Annotated in this window: 23 protein-coding genes; 8 read left to right on the top strand and 15 right to left on the bottom strand. The window is 53.6% G+C overall.

Going from position 1 to position 23,818, the window contains the following annotated elements; genetic code table 11:
* Window positions 1–108: 108 nt before the first annotated feature.
* From H6G53_RS13185 to H6G53_RS13175, 3 genes are all read right to left on the bottom strand, one after another.
* Window positions 109–1,230, bottom strand: coding sequence for a ChaN family lipoprotein (locus tag H6G53_RS13185; RefSeq protein ID WP_190533641.1), 1,122 nt, complete (start codon window positions 1,228–1,230; stop codon window positions 109–111).
* Window positions 1,231–1,392: 162 nt separating this feature from the next.
* The gene (gene dnaN / locus H6G53_RS13180) at window positions 1,393–2,541 is read right to left on the bottom strand and encodes a DNA polymerase III subunit beta (RefSeq protein ID WP_099533451.1); all 1,149 of its coding nucleotides are present in this window, start codon (window positions 2,539–2,541) and stop codon (window positions 1,393–1,395) included.
* A 1,273-nt stretch (window positions 2,542–3,814) separates the two neighbouring features.
* Window positions 3,815–5,149: a hemolysin family protein gene (locus H6G53_RS13175; protein ID WP_099533444.1), complete on the bottom strand. Its 1,335-nt coding sequence runs from the start codon at window positions 5,147–5,149 to the stop codon at window positions 3,815–3,817.
* Between the two features lie 30 nt (window positions 5,150–5,179).
* On the opposite strand from H6G53_RS13175, the gene H6G53_RS13170 reads away from it, so the two are divergent.
* Complete coding sequence (locus tag H6G53_RS13170; RefSeq protein ID WP_158234444.1) at window positions 5,180–5,344, top strand: hypothetical protein; 165 nt, start codon at window positions 5,180–5,182, stop codon at window positions 5,342–5,344.
* Here H6G53_RS13170 and H6G53_RS13165 read toward each other — a convergent pair.
* The 3 genes from H6G53_RS13165 to H6G53_RS13155 are packed head-to-tail and all read right to left on the bottom strand — an operon-like array spanning window position 5,341 to window position 6,902.
* Window positions 5,341–5,826 (bottom strand): ATP-binding protein, encoded by a 486-nt coding sequence (locus tag H6G53_RS13165; RefSeq protein ID WP_190533638.1) that lies wholly within the window; start codon window positions 5,824–5,826, stop codon window positions 5,341–5,343. The genes H6G53_RS13170 and H6G53_RS13165 overlap by 4 nt on opposite strands.
* Window positions 5,827–5,840: 14 nt before the next feature.
* Window positions 5,841–6,107, bottom strand: coding sequence for a Uma2 family endonuclease (locus tag H6G53_RS13160; protein WP_190533634.1), 267 nt, complete (start codon window positions 6,105–6,107; stop codon window positions 5,841–5,843).
* Between the two features lie 33 nt (window positions 6,108–6,140).
* Entirely contained in the window at window positions 6,141–6,902 is a 762-nt protein-coding gene (locus H6G53_RS13155) for a M50 family metallopeptidase (RefSeq protein ID WP_190533631.1), read from the bottom strand.
* A gap of 471 nt (window positions 6,903–7,373) precedes the next feature.
* On the opposite strand from H6G53_RS13155, the gene H6G53_RS13150 reads away from it, so the two are divergent.
* The gene (locus H6G53_RS13150) at window positions 7,374–7,664 is read left to right on the top strand and encodes a YdeI/OmpD-associated family protein (protein WP_190533628.1); all 291 of its coding nucleotides are present in this window, start codon (window positions 7,374–7,376) and stop codon (window positions 7,662–7,664) included.
* Between the two features lie 181 nt (window positions 7,665–7,845).
* On the opposite strand, the gene H6G53_RS13145 is transcribed toward H6G53_RS13150, so the two are convergent.
* Entirely contained in the window at window positions 7,846–10,335 is a 2,490-nt protein-coding gene (locus tag H6G53_RS13145; protein ID WP_190533626.1) for an ATP-dependent Clp protease ATP-binding subunit, read from the bottom strand.
* Window positions 10,336–11,062: 727 nt separating this feature from the next.
* Between H6G53_RS13145 and H6G53_RS13140 the strand changes: the two genes are divergently transcribed.
* The 5 genes from H6G53_RS13140 to H6G53_RS13120 all read left to right on the top strand — a co-directional run bounded on the left by H6G53_RS13140 (window position 11,063) and on the right by H6G53_RS13120 (window position 15,952).
* Entirely contained in the window at window positions 11,063–12,760 is a 1,698-nt protein-coding gene (locus tag H6G53_RS13140; protein ID WP_190533623.1) for a M14 family metallopeptidase, read from the top strand.
* 294 nt (window positions 12,761–13,054) lie between these two features.
* Window positions 13,055–13,561 (top strand): hypothetical protein, encoded by a 507-nt coding sequence (locus tag H6G53_RS13135; protein WP_190533619.1) that lies wholly within the window; start codon window positions 13,055–13,057, stop codon window positions 13,559–13,561.
* Between the two features lie 112 nt (window positions 13,562–13,673).
* Window positions 13,674–13,964 carry an addiction module antidote protein gene (locus tag H6G53_RS13130; RefSeq protein ID WP_190533614.1) on the top strand — a complete coding sequence of 97 codons (291 nt, stop codon included), beginning with the start codon at window positions 13,674–13,676 and terminating at the stop codon, window positions 13,962–13,964.
* Between the two features lie 188 nt (window positions 13,965–14,152).
* Complete coding sequence (locus H6G53_RS13125) at window positions 14,153–14,422, top strand: hypothetical protein (protein WP_190533609.1); 270 nt, start codon at window positions 14,153–14,155, stop codon at window positions 14,420–14,422.
* A 222-nt stretch (window positions 14,423–14,644) separates the two neighbouring features.
* On the top strand, window positions 14,645–15,952 hold the full coding sequence (locus tag H6G53_RS13120) for a hypothetical protein (protein WP_190533606.1): 1,308 nt from the start codon (window positions 14,645–14,647) through the stop codon (window positions 15,950–15,952).
* A gap of 167 nt (window positions 15,953–16,119) precedes the next feature.
* Here H6G53_RS13120 and H6G53_RS13115 read toward each other — a convergent pair whose 3' ends face one another.
* From H6G53_RS13115 to H6G53_RS13080, 8 genes are all read right to left on the bottom strand, one after another.
* On the bottom strand, window positions 16,120–17,277 hold the full coding sequence (locus H6G53_RS13115) for a PepSY domain-containing protein (RefSeq protein ID WP_190533603.1): 1,158 nt from the start codon (window positions 17,275–17,277) through the stop codon (window positions 16,120–16,122).
* 49 nt (window positions 17,278–17,326) lie between these two features.
* A complete protein-coding gene (locus H6G53_RS13110) occupies window positions 17,327–19,813 on the bottom strand; it encodes a TonB-dependent siderophore receptor (protein ID WP_190533599.1) in 2,487 nt (828 codons plus the stop codon).
* A 97-nt stretch (window positions 19,814–19,910) separates the two neighbouring features.
* Window positions 19,911–20,942 carry an AraC family transcriptional regulator gene (locus H6G53_RS13105; protein WP_099533431.1) on the bottom strand — a complete coding sequence of 344 codons (1,032 nt, stop codon included), beginning with the start codon at window positions 20,940–20,942 and terminating at the stop codon, window positions 19,911–19,913.
* A 52-nt stretch (window positions 20,943–20,994) separates the two neighbouring features.
* A complete protein-coding gene (locus tag H6G53_RS13100; RefSeq protein WP_190533597.1) occupies window positions 20,995–21,138 on the bottom strand; it encodes a hypothetical protein in 144 nt (47 codons plus the stop codon).
* A 91-nt stretch (window positions 21,139–21,229) separates the two neighbouring features.
* Entirely contained in the window at window positions 21,230–21,721 is a 492-nt protein-coding gene (locus H6G53_RS13095; protein WP_099533429.1) for a YajQ family cyclic di-GMP-binding protein, read from the bottom strand.
* Between the two features lie 125 nt (window positions 21,722–21,846).
* On the bottom strand, window positions 21,847–22,260 hold the full coding sequence (locus H6G53_RS13090) for an MAPEG family protein (protein ID WP_190353627.1): 414 nt from the start codon (window positions 22,258–22,260) through the stop codon (window positions 21,847–21,849).
* A 38-nt stretch (window positions 22,261–22,298) separates the two neighbouring features.
* Entirely contained in the window at window positions 22,299–22,802 is a 504-nt protein-coding gene (locus H6G53_RS13085) for a DNA-processing protein DprA (protein WP_099533428.1), read from the bottom strand.
* A 177-nt stretch (window positions 22,803–22,979) separates the two neighbouring features.
* Window positions 22,980–23,192, bottom strand: coding sequence for a hypothetical protein (locus tag H6G53_RS13080; RefSeq protein WP_190353626.1), 213 nt, complete (start codon window positions 23,190–23,192; stop codon window positions 22,980–22,982).
* A gap of 177 nt (window positions 23,193–23,369) precedes the next feature.
* Here H6G53_RS13080 and rsfS point away from each other — a divergent pair, with 177 nt between their 5' ends.
* Entirely contained in the window at window positions 23,370–23,759 is a 390-nt protein-coding gene (gene rsfS, locus H6G53_RS13075) for a ribosome silencing factor (RefSeq protein ID WP_370567079.1), read from the top strand.
* Window positions 23,760–23,818 lie beyond the last annotated feature (59 nt).

The following is a 23,818-nucleotide window of genomic DNA, read 5'->3' as shown; positions in this document are numbered from 1 at the left end:
AAAGACGATGACAAACCCTAAGCAATGCTGTTAAGCATGAGTTGGTCTCGTTTACTCATAATGCTGACTCATAATATTACTAATCAACCCTTGGATTAATCAGTAATTTCACGGGGCCGATCGGGCACTGGGCCACCAGTAGTGACTGATCGATCGTCCATCGCGGTAAATTTCGGGGGCTTCCAGGGGGCCCAACAGGATCGATCGCTGCACCACATCGGGTTTGCGCCGGGCCAGCCGATCGGGCACGCCCCACCCATAGACCATGTGGCCACGACCCAAAATGGTCACCACCCGATCGCCCGGCCGTTGCAGCAACCGAGCAATGCCCGCCGCCATGGTTTCGTCCCAAGCGGCCTGAGCGGCCAAAAATCGGTTAAAGCGTTCCGTGCGATCGGCACTCCCAGAACTCTGGGCGCTACTTTGGGCGCTGGCTCCGTGCTGTTGATGAATTTCGTCATAAATTTCTCGCAACCAGGCCCGGTAACCCGCAGACCCCAGTTGCAATTCATTGGGCGGGGGCAACCATTGCCAAGCCTCGGCGGGGAGCGCATCCCAGCCCTGGCGACCAATTTGGCGAGTCACTTCCACGGGCAGGTTCAAGGCCACCACGGCCACACCCCGATCGCGTGCCCACCGCAAAATCGGCGCAATAATTTCCCAGTCGAATCCCCAGCGTTGGTCAAATTCCGTGCGATCGCGCAGGGTGGCTTCGTCAATCCGCCCCGCCAAGTAGTCATCCAAGGCCGACTGGAACGGTTGTTGAAACATTTCCAGCGCAATGACCAGCCGGCCGGGCTGACCCTGGCGCGAAAAGTTTTCCACCTGTTGAAAAGTCCTGTGGATAACCTCCAATTTGATCGGCACATCGGCGGATCGGTCGTGAACTTCCCCCAGATAAATCACTTGCGATCCAGCCAGGTCGGCCCAGAACCGATCAAAAACCCCCGGATCACCCGGATTGATTAAGAGGTCTTGTGCCAGTTGTGGGTTAGGCGTGGCAGGAATGGCGATCGGGGCGCTGACCGGAGCACTCGCCAAAGTGCTGGGGTCAGTCATGGACGGCGACACCCCCATCGGGGCTGGTATCGGGGCTGATTCTGCCCAAACAGGAGCGGCCCAGCAGCAGGCGATGGCCCCCACAATCCCCAGCCATTGGCCCAACGGAGGCAAAAACTGCCGCAAAAGCCGCTGATTTTGGAAATTCGAGCCATCCCTTGTCAGTTGCATTTCACTGGGCTTCCTGGGGCTGCTAGAAACCGCAACGGGCATAATCTTTAAAATATTTAGCCCACGCTAGGAAATTCCAAAGCAAGGGTAAAAGCAAGGGCAACTGAACTAGCAGTTAACACCAACAACATCAAGCGATTAACGCCTGCGGTCAACCTGAACCTAGCTCCGCACCTGCACCGGCATCACCAAATGGGTTGCCTTTGCGCCACCCAAAGGCGTGATCACCACCGGGCTGGTGGGCGTGTTCATTTGAAGCTGAATCTCTGTTGTGGTCAGGTTTTTCAGCGATTCCATCAAGTACTTGACGTTGAAGGCGATGTCGATGTCCTCACCGGAAATTTGGGCCGATTCGATCGTTTCGCGACCGCTGCCCGCATCTTGTGCATCGGCGGAAATGCCTAGACTTTGGTTCGTTGCGTCGATCGAGAACTTGACGATGTGGTTGCTCTTTTGGTCAGCAATCACCGAGATTCGATCGAGCGCCCCCAGCAACAACTTCCGCTCCACGGTCACCTGGCGATCGAACTGGCGGGGAATGAGCTGGTTATAAGCCGGGTATTGCCCTTCCAGGGTGCGGCTGGTGAGGTAATAATCTCCCCACTGCAAGGCCAACTGCCCCCGATCGCAGTACAGGGCCACCGGTTCGCTCGACTGCTGCGCCGCCAAAATCCGCTCCAGCTCCCGCAGCGTCCGACCCGGAACCGTCACCGCAAAGGGTTCCACCGTACCCGTTTCCGTCTCTTCGTCCTCCACCATTGCCGCCCGCACCACCGCCAGCCGGTGGCCATCGGTCGCCGCAAACTCCAGGGAATCGGTCTCCACCGACAGGTGAACCCCGGTCAAAATCTGCTTCGTTTCGTCGTTGCTGGCGGCGAACAGGGAACCGCGCATCCCCTCCAACAGCGCCGCCACCGGCAGGTAAACCGCTTCGCCCGTTTCCACCACCGGCAGGGTTGTGAATTCTTCGGCGCTCATGCCCTGAATCTGGTAGCGGCTGGACTGGGCGGAAATTGCCGCTGAGCAGTCCTCGTTCGCATCCAGCGACACCGTGCCGTTGGGCAGCTTGCCCACAATGTCCGCGAAAAGCTTGGCCGGCAACGTGATTTCCCCAGAATCTTCCACTTCCGCCGGGAAGCTGGTCTGGATGCCCAAGCTGAGGTCAAAGGCGGTCAAACTCACGCGCTGAGTGCCCGCATCGCAGGTCAGCAGCACATTGCCCAAAACCGGGTGCGTCGGCCGTGACGGGACGGCACGGCTGACCAGGGACAGGTTGGCACTCAGGTCGCTTTGGGCGCAAAGCAGCTTCATGGCTTCTGGGGCTTGGGTTTCGGGGCTGTTCTGTGGAAAACGGCGACCGCCGCCGGGGGAAATTTGGCCCCGATGAGCAGCCCTGAGTTTAACCCAAAATCGCCGTTTTGGCCATCGGGAGTAACCCGTGACTTTGCAGCCCGATCGCCTGCTGGAAAGTCGAAGCGCGATCGCAACAATCAAAGCCTGGCTTGGGTTTTAGCCGTTTTCAAAGGGTTCGATCGCCCTCAGACTTGCCGATCGGCTCGGCCTCAAGCGCAGCGAACTTTGAGCGCTCAGATCCTGATTCTGTCTGGGTTTTAGCCGTTTTCGGATCCGTCAACCGCTGGGTTTCAAACTCAGCCCAGCTCGAACCCTGTCGTCTCCAGCCCCTAGCGGCCACTGCCTCACTGGTCGGTTGCGATTCCGGCTCGATCGACTAGGCTAAAAACTGGATCCTGAGTTCGAGAGAAACAGACCGTCTCCCCGAAGAATTTTGGCCGTTTCCAAGAAAATTTTTGGGCTGGACTATCTATCTCTTCTTCTCTTTCTTATTTTTTAAATAGATAGTAGTAGTAGGGCCCTGTGGAAATGTGGAAAACTCAAAAAAATCCTTATTTCATGAACCTTTCAGCGATCACACCCTGTGGAAAACCCTGTGGAAAAAGGGGGGGTATTTTTCCACAGGGTATTTATACTTAGTCAAGTTTTCCACAGACACTTTTTTTTTTCCACAGAAAGAGGGGTATTTTTCCACAGGTTTTCCACAGAATAGGGGTACTTTTCCACAGGTTTTCCACAGATTTTGCCCCGATCGGGCAGTTTTCCACAAGGGGGTCAGGTGATCACCCCTTACCTGACAAAGCACAATTTGTTATAAGATTAGAAGTTTTGAATTTTGCAATTTGCCCACAATTGATGGGTAGCCTAAATTGGGTTTTGAATAATTGATCCAAAATCTGTCAGAGCGTATTTTGAATATCGTACATTAATTGACTGCAAAAGTTGCCCGATCGGGAAGTGGGTCGATCGGGAAATGGGTCGATCGAAATTAATCAAAAAATCTCGGAGGCGATCACGGTTGGGATGATCGGTTCGTGATCAATCCGTTCATCAACCCGCTGACCAACTGGTCAACGCAATGAACCTGGCCAATACACCTGGATCGACCCCAACCACACCGCCCATTCCCATCGCTCATCCCATCAAGACACTGTGACAGTTGCCCAGCGCGATCGCCCTCGGCCCCAAGGAATTTAAGTGATTTAAGCGTGATCCTGAGGTCGCGCTGCCCTTAATCAGCCGTGGGCGGCTCTGAAGCGCTCGGAGCCGTGCTGGGTTTGGAAACCAGGATTTTATCAACCCGGTTGCCATCCATATCCACCACCTCAAACCGGAAGCCATTCCAGTGAAACGTGTCCGTGGCCTTGGGAATGTGGCCCAACGAAGCAATCACGAAGCCCGCCACGGTTTGGTAGCGTCCTTCCCGCTCACCGGGCAGTTCAGCCATATCCAATTCATCGCGCATCCGCTCGATCGCCAACATCCCATCCACCAGCCAGGAACCATCCTCCCGCTGTACCACCTTGGGCGTGTCTTCCTCATCCACATCGGTCAGGTCGCCCACGATCGCTTCGAGCATGTCGTTGATCGTCACCAACCCTTGCACCACGCCGTATTCATCCACCACCAATGCAATATGCAGACCCGTTTCGCGGAACATCTCCAAAATCCGCAACGTGCCCGTGGTTTCCGGCACAATCAACGGCTGACGCAGGCAGTCCGTTAAATTTAGGGTCTGATTCATCAGGGTTTGGGCCAACAGGTCGTTCACCTGAATGAACCCAACGACTTCATCCAAACTGTCGCGACAGACGGGGAATCGCTGGTGGTGGCTGTTGATGATTTGCTCGATCGTCTCGTGCAAAGGCGCATCCAAATCCAGCCACACCACCTCTCGGCGGGAAGTCATCACGGAGCTGACGGGCCGATCGCCCAGCGACAACACCCGCTCTACAATCTCCTGCTCGGCTTCTTCGACCGTGCCCGCTTCCGTGCCCTGTTGCAACAGCAGCTTAATTTCTTCTTCCGTCACCTGCGGCTCGCTGGAAACCGTGGTTCCAAGCGATCGCACAATCAGATCCGTGGAATGGCTCAACAAATAGACCACCGGAGCCGTAATCCGCGACAACCACCGCATCGGTAGCGCCACATTGGCCGCAATCTGTTCTGGATTGCCCAGGGCCAACCGCTTGGGAACCAGCTCGCCCACCACCAACGAAAGATAAGTAATGCCCGCCACGGTGATCACCACCGACAGGGCCCCGCTCATGGGGGCTAATGGTGGCACGGCTTCCAGGATTGGCCGCAACTCCGCCGACAAAGAAGCACCCCCAAAAGTCCCCGTGAGGATGCCGATCAGGGTGATGCCAATCTGGATGGTGGATAAAAACTGGTTGGGCGATTCCGCCAGGGCCAGGGCTGCGCGAGCCGCTCGATCGCCCCGTTCCGCTCGGTTTTGCAGGCGCGTCTTGCGGGACGAGACGATCGCCATTTCCGACATTGAAAAAATCCCGTTCGCAACCGTCAAGGCCGCAACGATCGCCAGTTCGGTAAGGGCAGAACTCATACGGGACGAGACAACAACATCGGTGATGGCTTGCCGGCCGGGCAAGAAGCGGGCGATCGCCCAGAGGGGGCAAATTTACACCGTAATCCTACTACTTCTTATCCCGTCTTGCCCCGATGTGGCTTCGGCGTTGCCGCTGGCCTGGGGGCGATCGCGCTTCCTGACCGGGCCGAGCGATCGGCGGCAACCGGTTAAATCACCTCGATGACCCAGCCCTCCTCAGCCGTGGGCGGCTCAAAGAAGCGCGTGACTTCGTGAAACATCGCCTCCGTGTCAAATTGGGCGCGATCGGGTTGCTCTTGGCGGCGCTGGGCAATGCGGTCTAGACAGGTTTGATCGTCCACATCCAAATAGATGAACCGATAAGCTAAATCATGCTCGCGGATCAGCTCTTGGAACCAAGCCCGCTGGGTTTTTGTATTAGCGGGAAAGTCCATCACAACTGAGAGTCCCGCCTTCAGCAACGTTGCCAAGTGCTGTTTAAGTAAACCTTTCAAGCGGCGAGAATACTGGATATAGTCTGCCAATCCTTGGATTTCCTGGGGATAAAGCTGACTGAGCCAGTCATCTTCTGAAATCAAAATTGCGTTTAACGTTTGGGCAATTTGGCGTGATTGGGTGGATTTTCCCGCCCCCATCTTTCCACAAAAAAAGATCAATATGCCTTGGGGTTGCATGGGTTAGTTGCTATCTACAAAAGCCGATAAAGTTCCACGATTTCCCGATCGGGATCCACCAGCAGGGCCACCTCAGCGCCCTGCTCTAAATACATGGTGAGTTTGTCGCGCAACTTCACCACCCGATCGCTCTGGGATTTAATTTCCACCACCAAGTTGGGCACAACCTCCGCAAAGCATTGAACACTGCGGGGCATTCTGGCCCGAGAAACATGGGACACATCTGGAGCGGTCAGATCGCTGTTCGGCAAAATAAAGCCACCGCTAGAGTCGAACACCATTCCGAGCCGACGGAGATCGCCCTTTAATCAACCTCAAAACCCATCGGGACGCGATCGCACCAAGCGCCAAAGACCTGACCCCAAACAATAAAGCGAAATCGCCGCCAACAGCGCTCCCCAAAACCAATAGGGCAACCAAAGCTGCTTGGCCATTTGTCCCGTATCCGAGACCATCGCCACACCCTGAATTGTGCAGTTTTCAGTGAACAAATAGTCCAGCCGGGAAAAGGTACTGAGGCAAGCCTGCACACTCAAAAATTGCAGTGCAAAATATTGCACCCAAGGGGATCCATAGAGCGGAATCAACGCGATCGCAATGCCCAAAGCCCCGATCGCCAACACCCCAAACAACGTGCGCACCCACAACAACACCGACAGCAACAGCGCACAACCCAACAAAAACAGCCCCAACTGCACCCGAGGCAAGCGCTTTTGGGAAAGGCGCAACAGTCCGTAGCCAGCCAAAGGCGCACCCAAGGGCCCACCAGCCGACACCAAGGCCCGCCCGATCGGCCCCAACCAAAGCTGGCCGCTGTGTTGGGCCACTCCGCCACCACTGGGATGGAGTAACAGCGTCTCAAACCGCCCGCCCAGCAGCATCGCAGCAACCCCATGACCCATTTCGTGGAACCAAGTCGCCAGAATCGAAAAGGGGTACAAAATTTGGTGACCCCACGGCAGTTGCCACAGGATCACCGTCGAGATTGCCGCTCCGATCAGCCACAGGTGTTGGGGCGATCGCACCCAGGGAAAGCCAGCATCATGATTCGGGATGGGGCGTTTAGGATCCGACATAGGCTGGGGATGAGTGAGAACTGTTGAACGCTGGTCGCGATCGGGCTGGCGTTTTCCCATTGTAGCGATCGCGCCTCATCCCCCAAGATCGATGAAGTGATGCGATCGCTCCCACAATCCAAGTGGGCCCGTAGTTCCAAGCACGCTGCATCCCATGACAGTTGGTTTAGATCAACCGTGATGTTTGACAAATCATGAAACTTTGGCAGCAATGTCATGACCGAAATTCAGTCAATTTCTATCGATCGCCTGCAAGATTTAAACAGATGGCTAGACCAAAACTGGCACCAAAAAAACTCAGTTTGGCTAGTCTTTTATAAAAAATCGTCCAACAAAGCAGATTTCACCTATTCAGACATCGTTGATGTTTTGCTTTGCTATGGCTGGATTGACAGCCTGCCCAACAAAGTTGACTCCGAACGAACCAAATTGCGAATTTCCCCCCGCAATCCCAAGAGCTACTGGAGCCGAGTGAATAAAGAAAAAATTAGCAAGCTGATTGAGCAAAACCAAATGCACCCAAACGGCTTAAGAATCGTGGAAATTGCCCAAGCCAGTGGTGCTTGGAGTGCCCTTGATGAAGTTGAAAATCTGACCCTGCCGCCTGATCTAGAATCCTTCCTCCAGCAAAATCAATATCTAGAAACATGGCACGCCCTATCTCGATCGTTTAAACGGGGCTTCCTAGAGCAGCTTTTGAATTGCAAAAAAGCCGAAACACGCGCCAGAAAAATTGAATCTCTGCGATCGAAGCTGGAATGATGTGAGATTACGATCAAACGCCCATCCGCTACGTCACCTGGTGCGACAGCTCCTATCGAAGGCGGCCCCAATTTGACGCGCATGCAGTAGCCAACCGATCGAACAGCATGACGGGCAGCCCCACAAGCTGGGAGCTGCCCGCAAATATCTGAAACGGTGCGATCTCCCCGATCGAACTTCCTTAGCTCACGCTCGCCGGTAAGCGCAGGTCGATCGCCTGGGATTGGATCTCCAGCAGGGTTTCACCGTTGTCGGCCAAGTCCACCAACACCCGATCGCCTCCCTTGATCCGACCCGACAGAATCGCTTCTGCCAGGGCATCTTCTAGCAGTTGCGTCACCTTGCGGCGCAGCGGGCGGGCCCCCAAGCTGCTGTCGAAGCCCTCATCGGCTACCTTGTCCTTGAAGCGATCGCTCGCGGTCAGGCGAATGTCTTGCTCCACCAGCCGATCGGCCACTTGCACCACCAACAGATCGACAATCTGCCGCACTTCCGATTTTTCCAAGGGGCGGAACACCACCACCTCGTCCAAGCGGTTTAGGAACTCGGGGCGGAAGAAGTTTTTCAGCTCATCGGTGATTCGATCGCGGATTGCTTGATAACGACCCTCGGCGCTGTCGCTGGCGAGACCAAAGCCCAGGTTTGCGCCACCCTTAGCGATCGCCTTGGCCCCCAGGTTGGAGGTCATCACGATCAGCGAATTGCGGAAGCTGACCACCCGCCCTTGGGAATCCGTCAGCCGCCCTTCATCGAGCAACTGCAACATTAGGTTGAACACGTCCGGGTGGGCTTTTTCCACCTCGTCAAACAGCACCAGGCTGTAGGGACGGCGGCGCACCGCTTCCGTGAGCTGGCCGCCATCGCCGTAGCCGACAAATCCTGGCGGGCTGCCGATCAGTTTCGAGGTGGATTGGGGTTCCATGAATTCGGACATGTCGATCCGAATGATCGACTCATCGGAACCGAACATGAAGTTAGCCAACGCTTTGGCCAGTTCCGTTTTGCCCACGCCCGTGGGGCCGAGGAACAAGAAGCTGGCGATCGGGCGCTCCAGGTTCCGCAGGCCGGAGCGGGCTCGGCGCAGGGCCTTCGAGACCGCTTCGATCGCCTCGTTTTGCCCAATCAGCCGCTCGTGTAGCTTCGCTTCCAGGTTCAGCAGTTGCCCCACTTCCGCCTCCGAAAGCTGCGTCACCGGTACACCCGTCCAGAGGCTGACGATTTCGGCAATGTCTTCGGCGGTAATCGTTGGGCGGGGGCGCTCGGTGGCGGGGGCTTGGCGGGCGATCGCCAATTCTTCGGTGATTACCAATTCCCGATCGCGCAGTTTGGCCGCCGTTTCAAAGTCTTGGTTTTCCACGGCTTGCTCTTTTTCCTCCACGGTTTGGGCCAGTTGCTGCTCCAAATCGCGGATGTGAGCGGGCTTTTTGCCAACGCTGACGCGGGCCCGGGAACCGGCTTCGTCGATCAGGTCGATCGCCTTGTCGGGCAGGAACCGATCGGCAATGTAGCGATCGGCCAAGGTGACAGCCGCCGCGATCGCTTCATCGGTCATCAGCACGTTGTGGAAGGTTTCATAGGTGCTGCGGAGGCCGCGCAAAATCTCGATCGCCTCGGCTGGGGTCGGCTCACCCACCTTCACCGGCTGGAATCGCCGCTCTAGGGCCGCATCCCGCTCAATATATTGGCGGTACTCATCCAGCGTCGTCGCACCCAGGCATTGCAACTGACCCCGTGCCAGGGCCGGTTTCAGCAGGTTGCCCGCCGACAGGCCGCCCTGCATTCCGCCCGCACCCAGAAGGGTGTGGACTTCATCAATGAACACAATCACGTTGCCGGCCCGCTGCACTTCGCTGACCAGTTCCTTCAGCCGCTCTTCAAAGGCTCCGCGATATTGCGTGCCCGCCAGCAACCGCCCCATATCCAGGGAATAGACTTGCTTATCGAGCAGGGTTTCCGGCACATCGGCCAGGGCAATTCGTTGGGCCAAGCCTTCCGCGATCGCGGTTTTGCCCACGCCCGGCTCACCAATCAGGATCGGGTTATTTTTGGTGCGGCGACCGAGGATTTGCACCACGCGCTCAATTTCCCGATCGCGCCCCACCACGGGATCAAGCTTGTCCTCGATCGCCGCCTGGGTCAGGTTGGTGCAGTAGGTGGCCAAAATGTTGCCGCTGTCGGCGCGATCGCCCGTGGACTCTCGCCGGGACTCGCCCCGATCGCCCGCGGCCACCGCCGCCGTTTCCCCCAGCAACCGAATCAAGTTGATCCGCAATTGATCGGGATCCACATCCATACTCCGCAGCACCTTCACTGCCGAGTTGTCCCGATCGCGAATAATCGCCAATAACAAATGCTCCGGAGCCACCACCTTTTGGCCCTGTTGACGCGCTTCGGCCAAGGCCGCCTCAAACAGGGCCTTCACCTTGGGCGTAAAGGGCACTTCGTCCGGAACCATCCCCGCGCCGCGACCAATCAGCGCTTCCACCCGGGCCCGGGCCCCCTCCAGGGTGACCCCCGCCGCCGCCAACAACTGAGCCGCCGGGCTGGACTGTTCACCCAACAAACCGAGCAGAATTTGCTCACTGCCCACGAGGCGGTGGCCCAAGCGGCGAGATTCTTCCTGGGCGAGCAAGATGGCTTGGATGGCGCGATCGGTAAAGTACTCAAACATGGTGCAGAGAGGGGCAAGAGGGCAAGATTACGCAGTTGGACGGGGTTGGCTCGTGGTGGCGGAGCAATCACCAAAGGTCATCATGGGCAGATTGCAGTGAGCAGACCAAATGAACAGACCAAATGAACAGACCAAGGGATCCAAATAAGCCAGATAAATGGATCCATGGACAGATCCCGGGGATTCGTCATCAACCAAGTCAACAGCCCAACAATGGGCTAGCAACAGGCTCACAGCGGCTCCTTAGCCCCAAATCAGTACCGATGTTTTGAGCTAGGGGGTGGGAAACTGTGAATAAATGTTTACAACCTTAAAACTAATCTAAAGGATTCTGTATAGCCTGGCGCGATCGCGCGGGTACGGGAATTGCGACAAGGGTGGAGGCAATGGGGGGCAAGACCCCTCATAGAGGTGTTAAAGTGCTGGAATCCAAAGGCTGGCATCCCTTCCTGAGCCACGATCGCCCTGGTTGGTGAACAATCCGGCCGGGTTTGATTTCCCCCCAACCGGCCCCAAACCGGCGGCATGAGCCTTGGTTTGGTCATGATTGGGTTTTGATTGGGTTTTGATCAGGCATAGATCTCGCGTTAGTCGTTTTTGATTTACGTCTTCATGTCGATTTACGTCAATTCACGTCAATCGGCATCCCGATCAAGCCCCGCATGGGCGGGTATGGTGATTCACGATGCATCCTCTGGTCGGGCTGGGCCAAGAACACAGAACACCCATGGGTCAGGTTTCTTTTGATCGTCTCTACCGCTATGCGGAACTGTCGGAGATTTTGCAGAGCTACGCGGCCGCATTTCCGCAGCTTGTCCAATTGGCATCGATTGGCCGCAGCTACGAGGGCCGGGATATTTGGTTACTAACCATCACCAATAGCGAGACGGGGCCCGATCGCCACAAGCCAGCCCTCTGGGTGGATGGCAATATCCACGCCACGGAACTTGCGCCTTCCACGGCCTGCCTCTATCTCCTCGACTTTTTGACAAAGCACTACGGCAGCGATCCGGACGTTACCCGCTGTCTGGATTCGCGGACGTTTTATATTTGCCCTCGCGTGAATCCCGACGGAGCCGAGCTGGCCCTGGCCGATCGCCCCAAATTTGTGCGATCGAGCACTCGACCCTATCCGGGCGATCGGTTGGCGGGCGGCCCCAGCGAACTGCAAATGGAAGATATCGATGGGGACGGGCGGATCCTTTGGATGCGTGTGCCCGATCCGAATGGGGCCTGGAAAGTGTCCGATCGCGATCCCCGGTTGCTGGTGCGGCGCGACCCGATCGAAACCGGCGGCACTTACTATCGACTGCTGCCGGAGGGCCGGATTGATCGCTACGACGGCGCGACGATCACCACGCCACGCCCGATCGAAGGGTTGGATCTAAACCGCAATTTCCCGATGCAGTGGCGACCGGAACCGGAACAGACCGGCGCAGGCAACTATCCCACCTCGGAGCCGGAAACGCGGGCGATCGCGGACTTCATTGCCCATCACCCCAACCTGAACGCCGCCGTGGCCTTTCACACCTTTGGCGGCCTGCTGTTGCGTCCCTACAGCCACGCCACCGATATGGAATTGCCCCAAGCGGATTGGCTGAATTACCGGGCGATCGGGCAAAAGGGCACGGAACTGACGGACTACCCCGCCACCAGCGTGTTTGAGGGCTACTGCGACCATCCGAAAAACGTGATGACCGGAGCCTTTGACGATTGGTGCTATGAGGAGCGGGGGCTATTTGCCTGGACGGTGGAGCTGTGGAACTTGCCCCAAGCGGCGGGGGTGAAAACGCCGAAACTGCTGGAATGGCTGGACGACCACCCGATCGAGGAAGATTTGGCGCTGCTGAAGTGGAACGATGAGGTGCTGGACGGGCGCGGCTATGTGGATTGGTACGCCTGGGAGCATCCGCAACTGGGCAAGGTGGAACTGGGCGGCTGGAACCAAATTTGCACCTGGCGCAACCCACCGGCTCACCTGTTGGAACGAGAAATCGAACGGTTTCCCCGCTGGCTGCTGTGGCAATTGCTGATTTCGCCGCGCCTGGAACCGGTGAAGGCCACGGCGCAATCCTTGGGCGATCGGCTGTTCCAAGTGGAGTGGGTGGTGCAAAACACGGGCTGGCTGCCGACCAATGGCACGCAAAAGGCGATCGAAAAGGGGGCGGTGCAACCCTGTCGCGCGGCGATCGCCCTACCGCCGGGTGCGGAGCTGATCAGCGGTCAACCGGAAGTGAGTTTGGGTCATCTGGCGGGGCGATCGCACCAACCGACTACGCCCTATTACGACCACATGGATCCGACGGACGATCGATCGCGGGTGGTTTGGCTGGTGCGTGGCGAACCAGGAATGGTGGTGGATCTCACGGCCCGGGGCGATCGGGCTGGTTGGGTACAACGGGCGATCGTCTTGCCAAATTCGTAAATTTTTACAATCTCAGAAACCACGACAGGCTAACAGCTAGACAGGGTTATTTGAGGAGTTGCGATCGCTTCGACCACCGTGATTGAGGACATGAGTTGCTAGAGGCGGCAATATAGTGATGGATAAGCTCAGGCTTCTGGCACGCCCATATCTTGGGGGACTCTGTTGAAATAACAAGAACGTTGGAGCCGACGCAAAAAAGTTGACCAGTTTATGAGTCACGCTACAGATTAAAGTTCAGCGCACCCTTGACATTCCGCCTTATTTGCAAAAACGCTCCTGAGGAAGAAATATATGAGCGAAATAGATGTGGCTTATTACGTACAAATTGCCGATGATGTAGATGTGGAACATGAGTTCACGCATCAAAAGTCAAGCGGTAGTGCCAGGCAATACGCCAAAATAGTAGCTAGATTACGTTCAAATCAATCTGGCGCTGGATTTACTTTTATTGATCGTATAAGAGGAGGAGCAATTCCTTCTGAATATATTCCTGGAATTCAAAGAGGCTTATCTGGAGCAATTGAGTTAGGGATTGAAATTCCTTCTGAATGTATTCCTGGAATTCAAAGAGGCTTATCTGAAGCGATTGAATCAGAAATTTTTGACAGATATCCTATTATGAACATAGAAGTTGAACTTGTAGACGGTGCTTACCATGATGTGGATTCAAGCATTATAGCTTTTGAAATTTGCGCTCGCAAATGGTTCGTTGATGTTATGAAACAACTAATGTATCAAAAGGCATTATATTTGATCGATCCGATAGAGAATGCAATTATCCCTATTTCTCCAACTTAGCCAGTAGGGTGGGCATTGCCCACCTATCCTTATTTCAGGAGAAAATCAACGCACTCAGGAAAGAGATATTTAAACAGCCTTAGATTCAGCAAACGACCTATAGGGAGTTTCTATGGCGATCGTTCAAACTCATTCTTGGGATGCAGCAGATCATCTGGAAACCAAGGAAGATATCGCTGCTTATCTGGAAGCTGCTCTTGAAGAGGGTGATCCGAGCCTAGTCGTAGCAGCGTTGGGAGATGTTGCCCGTTCTAAAGGGATGACCCAGATTGCCCGTGAAACAGGGTTGGGGCGTGAAAGTCTCTACAAGGCTTTGTCAATCGAAGGTAATCCAGAGTTTGCTACGGTTCTCAAGGTTTTACAGGTGCTTGGGTTACGTCTCCATGTTGTGCCCATTGCCTAACACTGCGTTGGTTCTGGTGGGCGATCGGGCAGGCTGGGTTCCACGGGCGATCGTCTTGCCGAATTGATAGATCCTGACAATGCCAGAAGCTACGATCGGAAGATGAGGGTGTCATCCTGTTGTTAAAGTCTAAGTATTAAACTTTAACCAAAATGACAGTGTGAAACTGATTGATAGAGGAGATTACTATGGGCACATTATTCGAGCAGGAACCACGGAACTACCGTCTCATTTCTTCAGGCGATTTGAGATCATTCTTGGAGAGTGCAACGCACCTAGCCAAGGAGTTCAACATCTCTGTTTCCGATGTCATTCAAGCAAAAAAGGCGTTGGAAATGGAGAGACAAAACTCACTCTACGCCGCTAACGGTGATGCATTTGATGAGCAACTAAGTGGGTTTGGGGAAATTCTCCAGGACGTAGTATCAGCTATCGAAAGCCTCAAACAGGATGAGTAGCTATACTAGCCAGCCAGTAGGGTGGGCAATGTCCACCTATACCCATAGTCCATAGTGAAAGCTATCCAATCAAACTCCGGGGAGAGGCAATTCCTGTTTTAAGGATAGATACCATTTTGGCTAGATCGCAATGCCCACCCTACTAGCTGGTAGGTCTGGAGTTGTTCGACGATATTTTATCGAGACGAGTTATCTTGTATCTAAATTTGTGGAAGGCTTTAAATGAAATTAAGCGAAAATCAGTTGAGGGATCTGATTTATGAAAAACATAAAGAATCTTTGTTCAAAATTATTAAAGGGCGACGTGATCCAATTGTTTGGAATGGAGATGGTTTTCCCCCAATAAGTATATTGCTTCAACAAATTGTTGAAGAAAAAATCAACCGGATTATTGATGGTCTTGAGTCACTTATTCTTTCTGCAAAAGAGTTACGACTAGAAAAGCAAGGCAACTCAACCACACGAATTGACTTATTTGGCAATTCTGAATGTATAGGCTTAACGATTATTGAGCTAAAAAAATCAAAGCAGACAGAGCGACAAGCCTTTACTGAACTTTTAGCTTATGCAAATCATTTCTACTCAATATTCCCTGGTTTAGCAGAACAAGGTGTAAATACCATATTGATCGCACCAATGGAAACAAGAACAGTCAGAGATGCTTTTGTACAAGAAGTGTTATGGAATAACCACTCTTCTGCTGCTTTTATTCCATCAGAACAGGATAACGGCGAAATAATACTAACTGTTTACTACCCAGATTCATCATACTACCAATGGTTTGAAAATAATTTACTCGACGATAGATCAATGTACACTGTTGCCATAGAATTTGAAGAACTAAGCGGCTGGATAGATACAGACAAAGATAATAAACAAATAATCCCTGATTATTCTAGAAAGGCTTTAAATACAATTTCAAGCTCAATATCTCATCGACTTGAAGCAGAAGGCTTTCATGCGATTGTCTACGCTACTCAAAATTGGGGAGAAATTGCAGACATTCTCCCTCACCCCAATGTAATATATGCAGTTTTCATAAACCCTTTCGCCTCGTTTAGAAACTCTTGCGATAATGATGTCGTTTATGGTGAGACTGCTAAGGGACGATCTTCAGAAATACAATCTATTTACGATCAACTTGATGAAGATTCAAGAAAATATTGGTTTTCAGAATTGGAATATAACTTTCATGGACTTGCAATTCAAATAGTAAAAAGTGAATTTGATCGATGCTTTCTAACAACAGATCATAAGAAAATAGAATCCGAAATTTCACTTCCTGACTGGTATGGCGTAAAAACAAGCGTCATTAGTTCTGTATTTACGCACAATCTAGACATATATGAAACCGGTCTACTTCGGAAGATATACTTGAGATATATTGAGTATATCTATTTGGTGAATTTTGATAATTTGTACTACGCTGATAATATACCAAAATACTCTTATCATACATTTAGATCATTCCTACCAGTTTGGGAAATACTCCGCAAGCTTGGTATTGGTGCGGGAGATAGTGGCCCGTAGGATGGGCACTGCACAGCTACTAACTGCCTCATAGCATCTTCGATATAGCGTACTAATCGTTTTCGGTAAAAGCTGTATTGGTTTTAGGGGTTCAGCAGGTCATCAGTCCTGAGTTGGGCGATCGCCTCCAAATCAAGATCCGTAGTGCAACTAATAAATTCATTGACTTAGGAATGGCCCGGCTTGGGAACCCTGCGCCGATGCTTCCACATCACGAAACCAGTGATTAATAGCGCTAGGGGAGCCAACCCAACGAAAACGTAAAGAATTCGAGTTGCCAGACCGCCAAAAGTCCCAAAGTGAACCGCATCAAATTGACTCATAATCGCCTCCGCCCGAGTCGGCTTCAGCCCATCAGTCAGTTGAATTAACTCACCGGTAAACTGATCGATCGCCACTCTAGTATTGCCCCATTGCGAGCTTTCTTGGGTTTGCCGCTTGCTCACAATCAATGGAGATTCCGGCTTTTTAGGGAGCACGATATAGGTCATCGTCGCATCGGGAATCACCGCTTCAGCTCGCTGGATCAACTCAGCAATGGATAAAGGCTGCTGACCTGGAATAGGCTTGGAAACTGGCGGGGCTGGCTTGGGCGTGAAAGTAACAGCATAAATCGCCTCATTCACCTTGGCTTGAGGCACATTCCAGGCAAATCCAGTGAACCCAATCAAGCCCAAAAAGATTGCAGTAATAATGCCTGAAACTTTATGAATATCAAAGTTGGTTCGTTTGATATGGGCATTTTTCCACTTGATTTTGAATCCAGCCATGAAGTTGCGCCAGCCCGGCCACAACACAATGCCAGTGAGGCCCAAGATCAGCGTCAGCAACGCAACAATGCCCATAATTAGGGTTCCTGTTTCCCCTGCCAGCAGTTTGTAATGGAGGTCATAAATTAGGCCAACCCAACTGGTTTCCCATTCCCGATCGCCCATAATTTGCCCCGTGTAGGGATGCACAAACACCTGCCAATGGTGATGCGCTGGGGTTTCCAACCAGGCTTGATAGGGTTCCTGGGCTGATTGGGGTGGCGCAACCGTGCTGAGGTTCCATTGCTTTTTCCCATAGGCCGTTTTGATCGATTCGATGATGGCAGCAACGGGCACTATTGTCCCGGCAGGCACAACGGTTCCCAGCCGCTGAACCAGCACCCAATGATCAATTTCGTGCCAAAAAACGAGAACGCTGCCAGTCAAACCCGCAATGCACAACAAAATCCCGATCGCCAAACCTAACCAGCGATGAATGAAGAAAGAAATCGTTCTGAGTTTGGCAGAAAGCAGGCGAGTGAGTGATTTTGGTAAAGGCTTTTGTGGTGATTCCATTTCATGCTTACCCCGGCTGATGAATACTGGGCGATCGCCGATCGCTGGGTTAAAACGTCCAAGAAAAACTGGCTTGCACGGTCAACGGTGCGCCATAAAAGATGCGGTTGCGGTTGAAAGACCCTTCAAAGTACTCCACATCAAAGAGGTTTTTGATGTTGATTGCCGCGCGGAATCCGTTCCGTTTATAAAAAATTGCGGCATCAGTTGTCAGGTAGCTCGGCAACTCAAACGTATTGGCGTTGTCACCTGCGCGATCGCCCACATAAAACAAGCCCACGCCAAATCCCAACCCTTGAAAATCGCCTTCCTGAATTTCGTAGGTTGTCCACAAACTTGCTGCATGGGGCGCAGTGCGTTGGACACGGTTATTCACCAGATCCGAGTTATTGTCCTCGGTGATTCTTGCGTCGTTGTAAGCATAGCTGGCAAAAATATTCCACCCTGGCAAAATCTCCCCTGCCACGCTGAGTTCAACACCCCGACTCCGCTGCTCTCCCGTTTGCACTGAGAAGTTGTCATCAACGGGATCGGTGGTTAGCACATTTTTTTGGGTGATGTTGTACCACGCTAAAGTTGCCGAAAGCCGATCGCTTAAATCGGCTTTCACCCCAATTTCAAACTGGGTTCCTCGGGTAGGCTCAAAAGTACTGTCGTCGCGAGAACGACCAATAGTTGGTTCAAACGATCGACTGTAGTTGGCATACAGAGAAATCGGTTCGATCGGTTGATAAACAATCCCTAGCCGAGGACTAAAGGCCTCGCCCGTCTGAACCAGATCGGGATTGCCGAAATCGCCAGTCTGTCTAAACATGTCAAACCGACCACCGATCAGCACCTTCAAGTTATCTGCTAGGGTGATTTGATCTTGCAGCAAAATCCCCAGCTCATCGGTCACAATGCTGTCTTCACTGCTAAAGGTCACCGCGCCAGGCGATGCCCCAAAGGCGGGATCAAACAAATCAATGGGCGGGCCTTCTAGCCCCGTGAACTTCAGCTCAATATCCGATCGCCCTAAATCAACCCCAAATAATAATTGATGCTGAATGGAGCCAGTCGCAAACTTACCCACCACATTCGTAGTCATCCGATAGTCAAAATACTGATCGGAAATGTCAGAAAAGCTGGTTGATAAAGTTCGATTGTCAGCACCCAGCGCTCCCGGAAATCGGCCAAAGGTGTCAAACTCCATCCACCCATATCGAAACGCATGATTTAATGACCAATTTTCATTAAATTGATGCTCCAGCTTGTAGCCAATTCGGGTTTGTCGAACTTCAGCATCACTTTCCGTCAGGTTGCGGTTGCGCGGCACATCCCCCAGGGGGTTATCCAAAATTGTGCCCACAATCGGCAGTCCGTGGGTGGCGTTATCACGGGACAAATGTTTGTAAGTGCCTTCAACGCTGAGTGTGGTGTCTTCACCCAAGGCAAAACTCAGAACTGGCGCAATCACGAAGTTTCTAGTTCGGCTGGAATCCGTGAAAAGCTCTTGGTCGCGATAGGAAGAATTCAGTCGATAAAGAATGTTTTTGTCGCGATCGAGGGGGCCAGACAGATCCACTTCGCCCCGGTAAAAATCGAAGCTGCCCGCGCTCGCTTCCACAAAGTAATAGGGATCGCTCAAAGGGCGCTTTGTGACAAAGTTGATCGTTCCTCCCGGAGAGGATGAGCCAAACAAAATGGAGTTGGGCCCTTGGAGCACTTCAATTTGCTCAATCCCCGTGAGGTCAGGGCCAATATTGGCAGAGACCCCATTAAAATCCCGTGCGACTATGCCATCGACGGTGGGCGAGGTGAAAAAGCCTCGCACCTGGGCCCGCACCGCGTCAAAGTTAGACGGCGAGCCAACCCGCACACTAGGCGCATTCAGCAAGGCGCTGGTCACGTCAGCCCGTTGGTCTTGCAGCAGTTCTTGGGGAATGATCTGAATCGATTGGGGAATATCGCGTAAGGGCGTATCTGTTCGCGTTGCGGCGGCGGAGTTTGGTACGCGATAGCCCCGTTGCCCTGCTCCGGTAACCACGAGTTCTTCGTCTGGCTCCTCCCCGGCAGGGTTGAGGCTATAGGCCAGGCCGGCGGTGGTCAGGGTCACTTCGGTGGTGGGCAGGGCGTTGGTTCCGGTGACGCTGACCCGGATCGTGTTGCTGTCTTGCTGCGTCACCTGCACTGTGGCGATGTCAGCGATCGGGTTCTCCGCCACAAAGGCTTGTCCTGCGGGTAGTGCCAGCACGGCATTCGGAATCTCGGCAACGAGGCTATTGCCCTCAGTACGGAACTGAGTCGCATCAATTTCCAGGGGCTGATCTTCGGCGCTTTCTAGGACGATTTCAAGTTCCGTATCAGTGCGGTTCAGTTGCACGCCGGTTACTTGCACGGTGGCCCGTTCAATTTGCGCTCGCCATTCCCGTAGGTTGGTTGCAGGATGGCCAAGGTCTTGGACGCGAGGAATGGGGTTGTCTTCGGCCCAAACGGCCTGCGGCCCTGCCACCGACAGCACGCTCGCCACAACCAGACCCGACAACCGATTCACCATGACCCCACACCGCAGTTGAGAAAGACTTTCAGGAGCCTAGCAAGGGCTAACAGCAAAACAAAGCCGTTTTGGTGAGTCGCGGTACTTTTTTTGGGGGCTAGCAGAACTTTTTGCGCTGGGCCTGATAGAGCTTGGGATTGATGCCGAACTTGGTTCTGAACTGCTTGGCGAAGTGACTGCGATCGCCAAAGCCCACAGCAGCCGCGACTTCGGACACTTTTAGCTCGCCGGTTTCGAGCAACTGTCTGGCTTGCTCTAGGCGATGGTCATGTAAATAGGTAAAAGGTGGCTGACCAAACACCTGCCGAAAGCCTTCTTTTAACGCCCGACTGTTCAGACCCACCTGTTGCGCCAGAGTCATCAATGAGGGGGGCTGCTCTAGGTGTTTCAGCAAGATTGATCGCGCCTGGTGCAGGCGATCGATATCATCGGGCTTCAGGTTCGCCAGCGCCGCGCCGCCTTCCCAAGTCTTTGGTGATTCATGGGTTGATGGCTGTTCCTGCTGAATTTTCAGCTCATCGGCCAGCACCAGCATCACCGCCTCCAGGGCCTTGCTCTCTAGAAACATCCGCTTGGTAATGCCCTGATAGGGACAGCGAATGATTTGCCACAGCACCCGCTGCATGGCTCTTGAGACTTTGCCCACACGGGTGTAGTAGAGCTGGTCGGCTGGCCGCACAAGGTGGCGCAAGGCCGGAGGGAGTTCCCCGTCTTGACCCGCAAAGGACTGAAACACCTGCGGCGACAGCCAAATGTGGACTTCTAGGATCGGGTTCCGGTCTGTGCCGATGATCCAATCCTTGGGGGCCAGACCACTGCCGTAGAGGGCATATTCCAGGTTGTGGACTTCGGTGTAACTGTCTTGGTGCTGCCCGGAGAGGTGGAAATGAAACGACAGCCACTCGGCACGCTCGGCCAGGGCCGCATCCCAGCGATCGCGCAGCCGGTAGTGATGGACTTGGATTTCAAAGCCTTCCCGGAGTTCCACTTCTCGGATGTAGCCGTCCCAGAGCCAAGCAGGGTAAACCAACAGGCGATCGTGCGGATCGGTTGCGTCTGGGTGTCGGGCTTGGGCAGCCGTCTCTTGATAAAGCTCAACGGCGGCTTGTTCAGAAGTGGTGATGGTCATGGCGATCGCGCTGGCTCAACAGAGAGATTCTAATTAATGCGAAATTGTTGCATTAGAATTTGTCCTTGAGCAAGCCAGCAACATCGTGGTCTCTGGACATTTGCCAACCCGTTGTGGCTGCAATAACGATCGAGTCCGGCCATTCCACCGGGGCGATCGCGCTGCATCTGGCCGTGGTTGTGCGGCAGTATCCCATTGCCAAGATGAAGCACCTTGCCACAACGGCAAAGTGCTTGAAAATGTTTTGGGTTGCCAGGGCCGGCTCCTGGATTGGGGAGCCGGTGAGACTAACGATAGTTAGTGAATTGCAGCGCCACGGGCAGATCTTCCTGCTTCAGGCGCTGGATCACCAGTTGCAGATCGTCTTTGGATTTGGCAGAAACGCGCACTGCGTCGCCTTGAATTTGGGCTTGGGCTTTTTTGAACTCATCGCGAATCAATTTGCTGATTTGCTTGGCGATGTCTTGGGGAATGCCCTTTTGCAACTTCACCTTTTGGCGAACACGGTTGCCACTCGCGGATTCAATGTCGCCAAAGTCAAAGATTTTCAGATCTAGTTTTCGTTTGGCGGCTTTCTCGCGCAAAACGGCCGTGACAGCTTCAAGGGTCATTTCGCTGGCGGTTTCGATCGTGAGATCGGTTTCGCCCAGCTCAACGATCGTGTTGGTGTCTTTCAGGTCGTAGCGGGATTTCAAATCTCGCTGCAATTGGTCGATCGCGTTGACCAACTCCTGTCGATCGAACTCACTCACCACATCAAAGGAAAACGTCGCAGCCATAACCCTAATTTTTCAATCCAAACCAATACAAAATGAATCGCCCAATTCGTGATCAATCTTCACGATCAAGTTTCCATGAACCAGACTAGCCAATGGTGACTGATGCAGCCGTGGATTCAGCCCCCCTAGGCAATTTGCTGGAGCGCTTGCACAAACAGCGAAATCATTGCAATTTGCCCAATGCCAAACATCAGCGATCGCAGGGGAGGAATGTTGGCCAAATAGGCCACCGAAAACAGCGCCCGTGCTCCCACAAAGGCCACCGCTGCCCAACCGGCCGCAGGGGTGTTGACCCCGGTGGCATAGGCCGCCAGGGCCGCAGCGGCATAGGGAGCAAAGGTTTCAATGCTGTTTTGGTGGGCCCAAGTGGCTCGCTTACCATAGTCCGGCAGGCGATCGAACATGGCCCGGGGCGCGCCCAAATCCATCCCCACCTGGAACCGGGCATAGGCCACCGCCAAGTAAGGGAAATAGACCAAAAAGCTCGCCACAAAAATCGAACCCAGCAGCAAAGTGGGAATGCTAAAACCCAAAATCATGCGTTTTCACCTAGTCGAATTTCAGGAAGTCGAATCAACTAGTCGAAATAGAACAGCGTGACCACCCGGCGCTGTTCTTCAGCTTCCCGGCAGGTTTGCAGCAGGGTCACACTGTCATGGAAGGCAAAGCAAATTAACTGCTGGCAACGGGAAATAATTTCGTGGTTGCACAGGGAGCTGGCTTCCGCCAAAGAAAGCTGGTCATTTTCTGGTTTTTCAACCAAATGAATCACCGATTCCAATTGATCGCGAGATTCGCGCGGTTGCCGCTCCAAACTTTGGGGCAAAATCACGGTCAACAAATTGGCATCGGCGCGCATGGCTCCGCGAATGGCAGCGGCGTTGGTTCCCGTAGCACCCGAAGTAATAATTTGATTCCCGGCCAGCACCAATGCATAGCTGAGGGTTTCAATCAATTGTTGATGCGTAATCGGCACGTGGCGCGAACCCAGGATGGCGATCCGCTTGGAGCCGGTTTGCTGGATTGCAGCGAGTTCCTGCAAAAAATCGTCAACCTTGGGAAGATCGAGAGACGGACTCAAGGGTGCTACGGGGCAATAACAACGCCGCCATTTTAACAGAGACTTGGAGGCTGGCGTTGCGGCCCAAGAATTTAAAAATGAGGTGAGCTGGCGGGTGCAAATTCAGGCCAGGATTGGCGGAAGGATGCTTTTGGGGATGGTAATTCAGGGGATCGATTCGCAGAACAACGGCTTTTGCTAGACTGAAGGTTCAATGGCGCGTGACTCAAAACAGTGACCCGTGAACCGGAGGGCTGCGCTCTCATCTTCATGACCCGATCGCCCCAGTTTGTTGCCACCGTTTAAGTTTTGCTTGGGGTGGAGGCTGGGTTGATCGATCGACCGTTCATCAGCGTTTTGGTTTCGGGTTCCTGCGTTGTGCCACTGTTTTGTGCCACTGTGTTGCGCCATTGTGTAGAACTCACCTCGCCAGCCGATCGCGGCGACGTAATTTTGATGAGTGATCCGGATTTGAAGTTGAACGCGCAAGAGCTGGCCCTGTTGACGGCTGAGGGCATTGAAGACGAAGGGGACGATGAGACGGTAGTGGAGTTTGCGCCGCCTGTGGCCAAGGGGGCGGTCTATCAACTGGGGCGTGGTTCCAGCTATGAAGTGGCGATCGCGGCGGCCAACGCGGCGGACGATCGCAAAGGGGAAGACATTGCGCTGCTGGAGGTGACGGAGGTTTCCTACCTGGCGGACTATTTCCTGATTGTGACCGGGTTTTCGCGGGCCCAAATTCGCGCCATTGCCGACGCGATCGAGATGAAGCTGAAAACCGAGTTCGATCGCCGGCCCCAAAACACCGCTGGCTATGGTGATGGCGGCTGGGTTTTGCATGACTACGGCGATGTGGTGGTGCATGTGATGATGCCCACGGAGCGCGAATACTACAACTTGGAAGCCTTTTGGGGCCACAGCAGACGGCTGGAGTTTCGGCCCCTGCCCGCCACTGAATCGTCCAACACGGCTGGCTAGGGATCTCGATTCGATCCCCCCGTTGATCATCCATGCCTGAGCGGCGCAACAGAGCTGAT

Origin of the sequence: Limnothrix sp. FACHB-406 (assembly GCF_014698235.1) — a bacterium.
Taxonomy (GTDB): Bacteria; Cyanobacteriota; Cyanobacteriia; order CACIAM-69d; family CACIAM-69d; genus CACIAM-69d.
The sequence above is the reverse complement of the archived record's forward strand: the minus strand, read 5'-3'. Positions and strand labels throughout refer to the sequence as shown.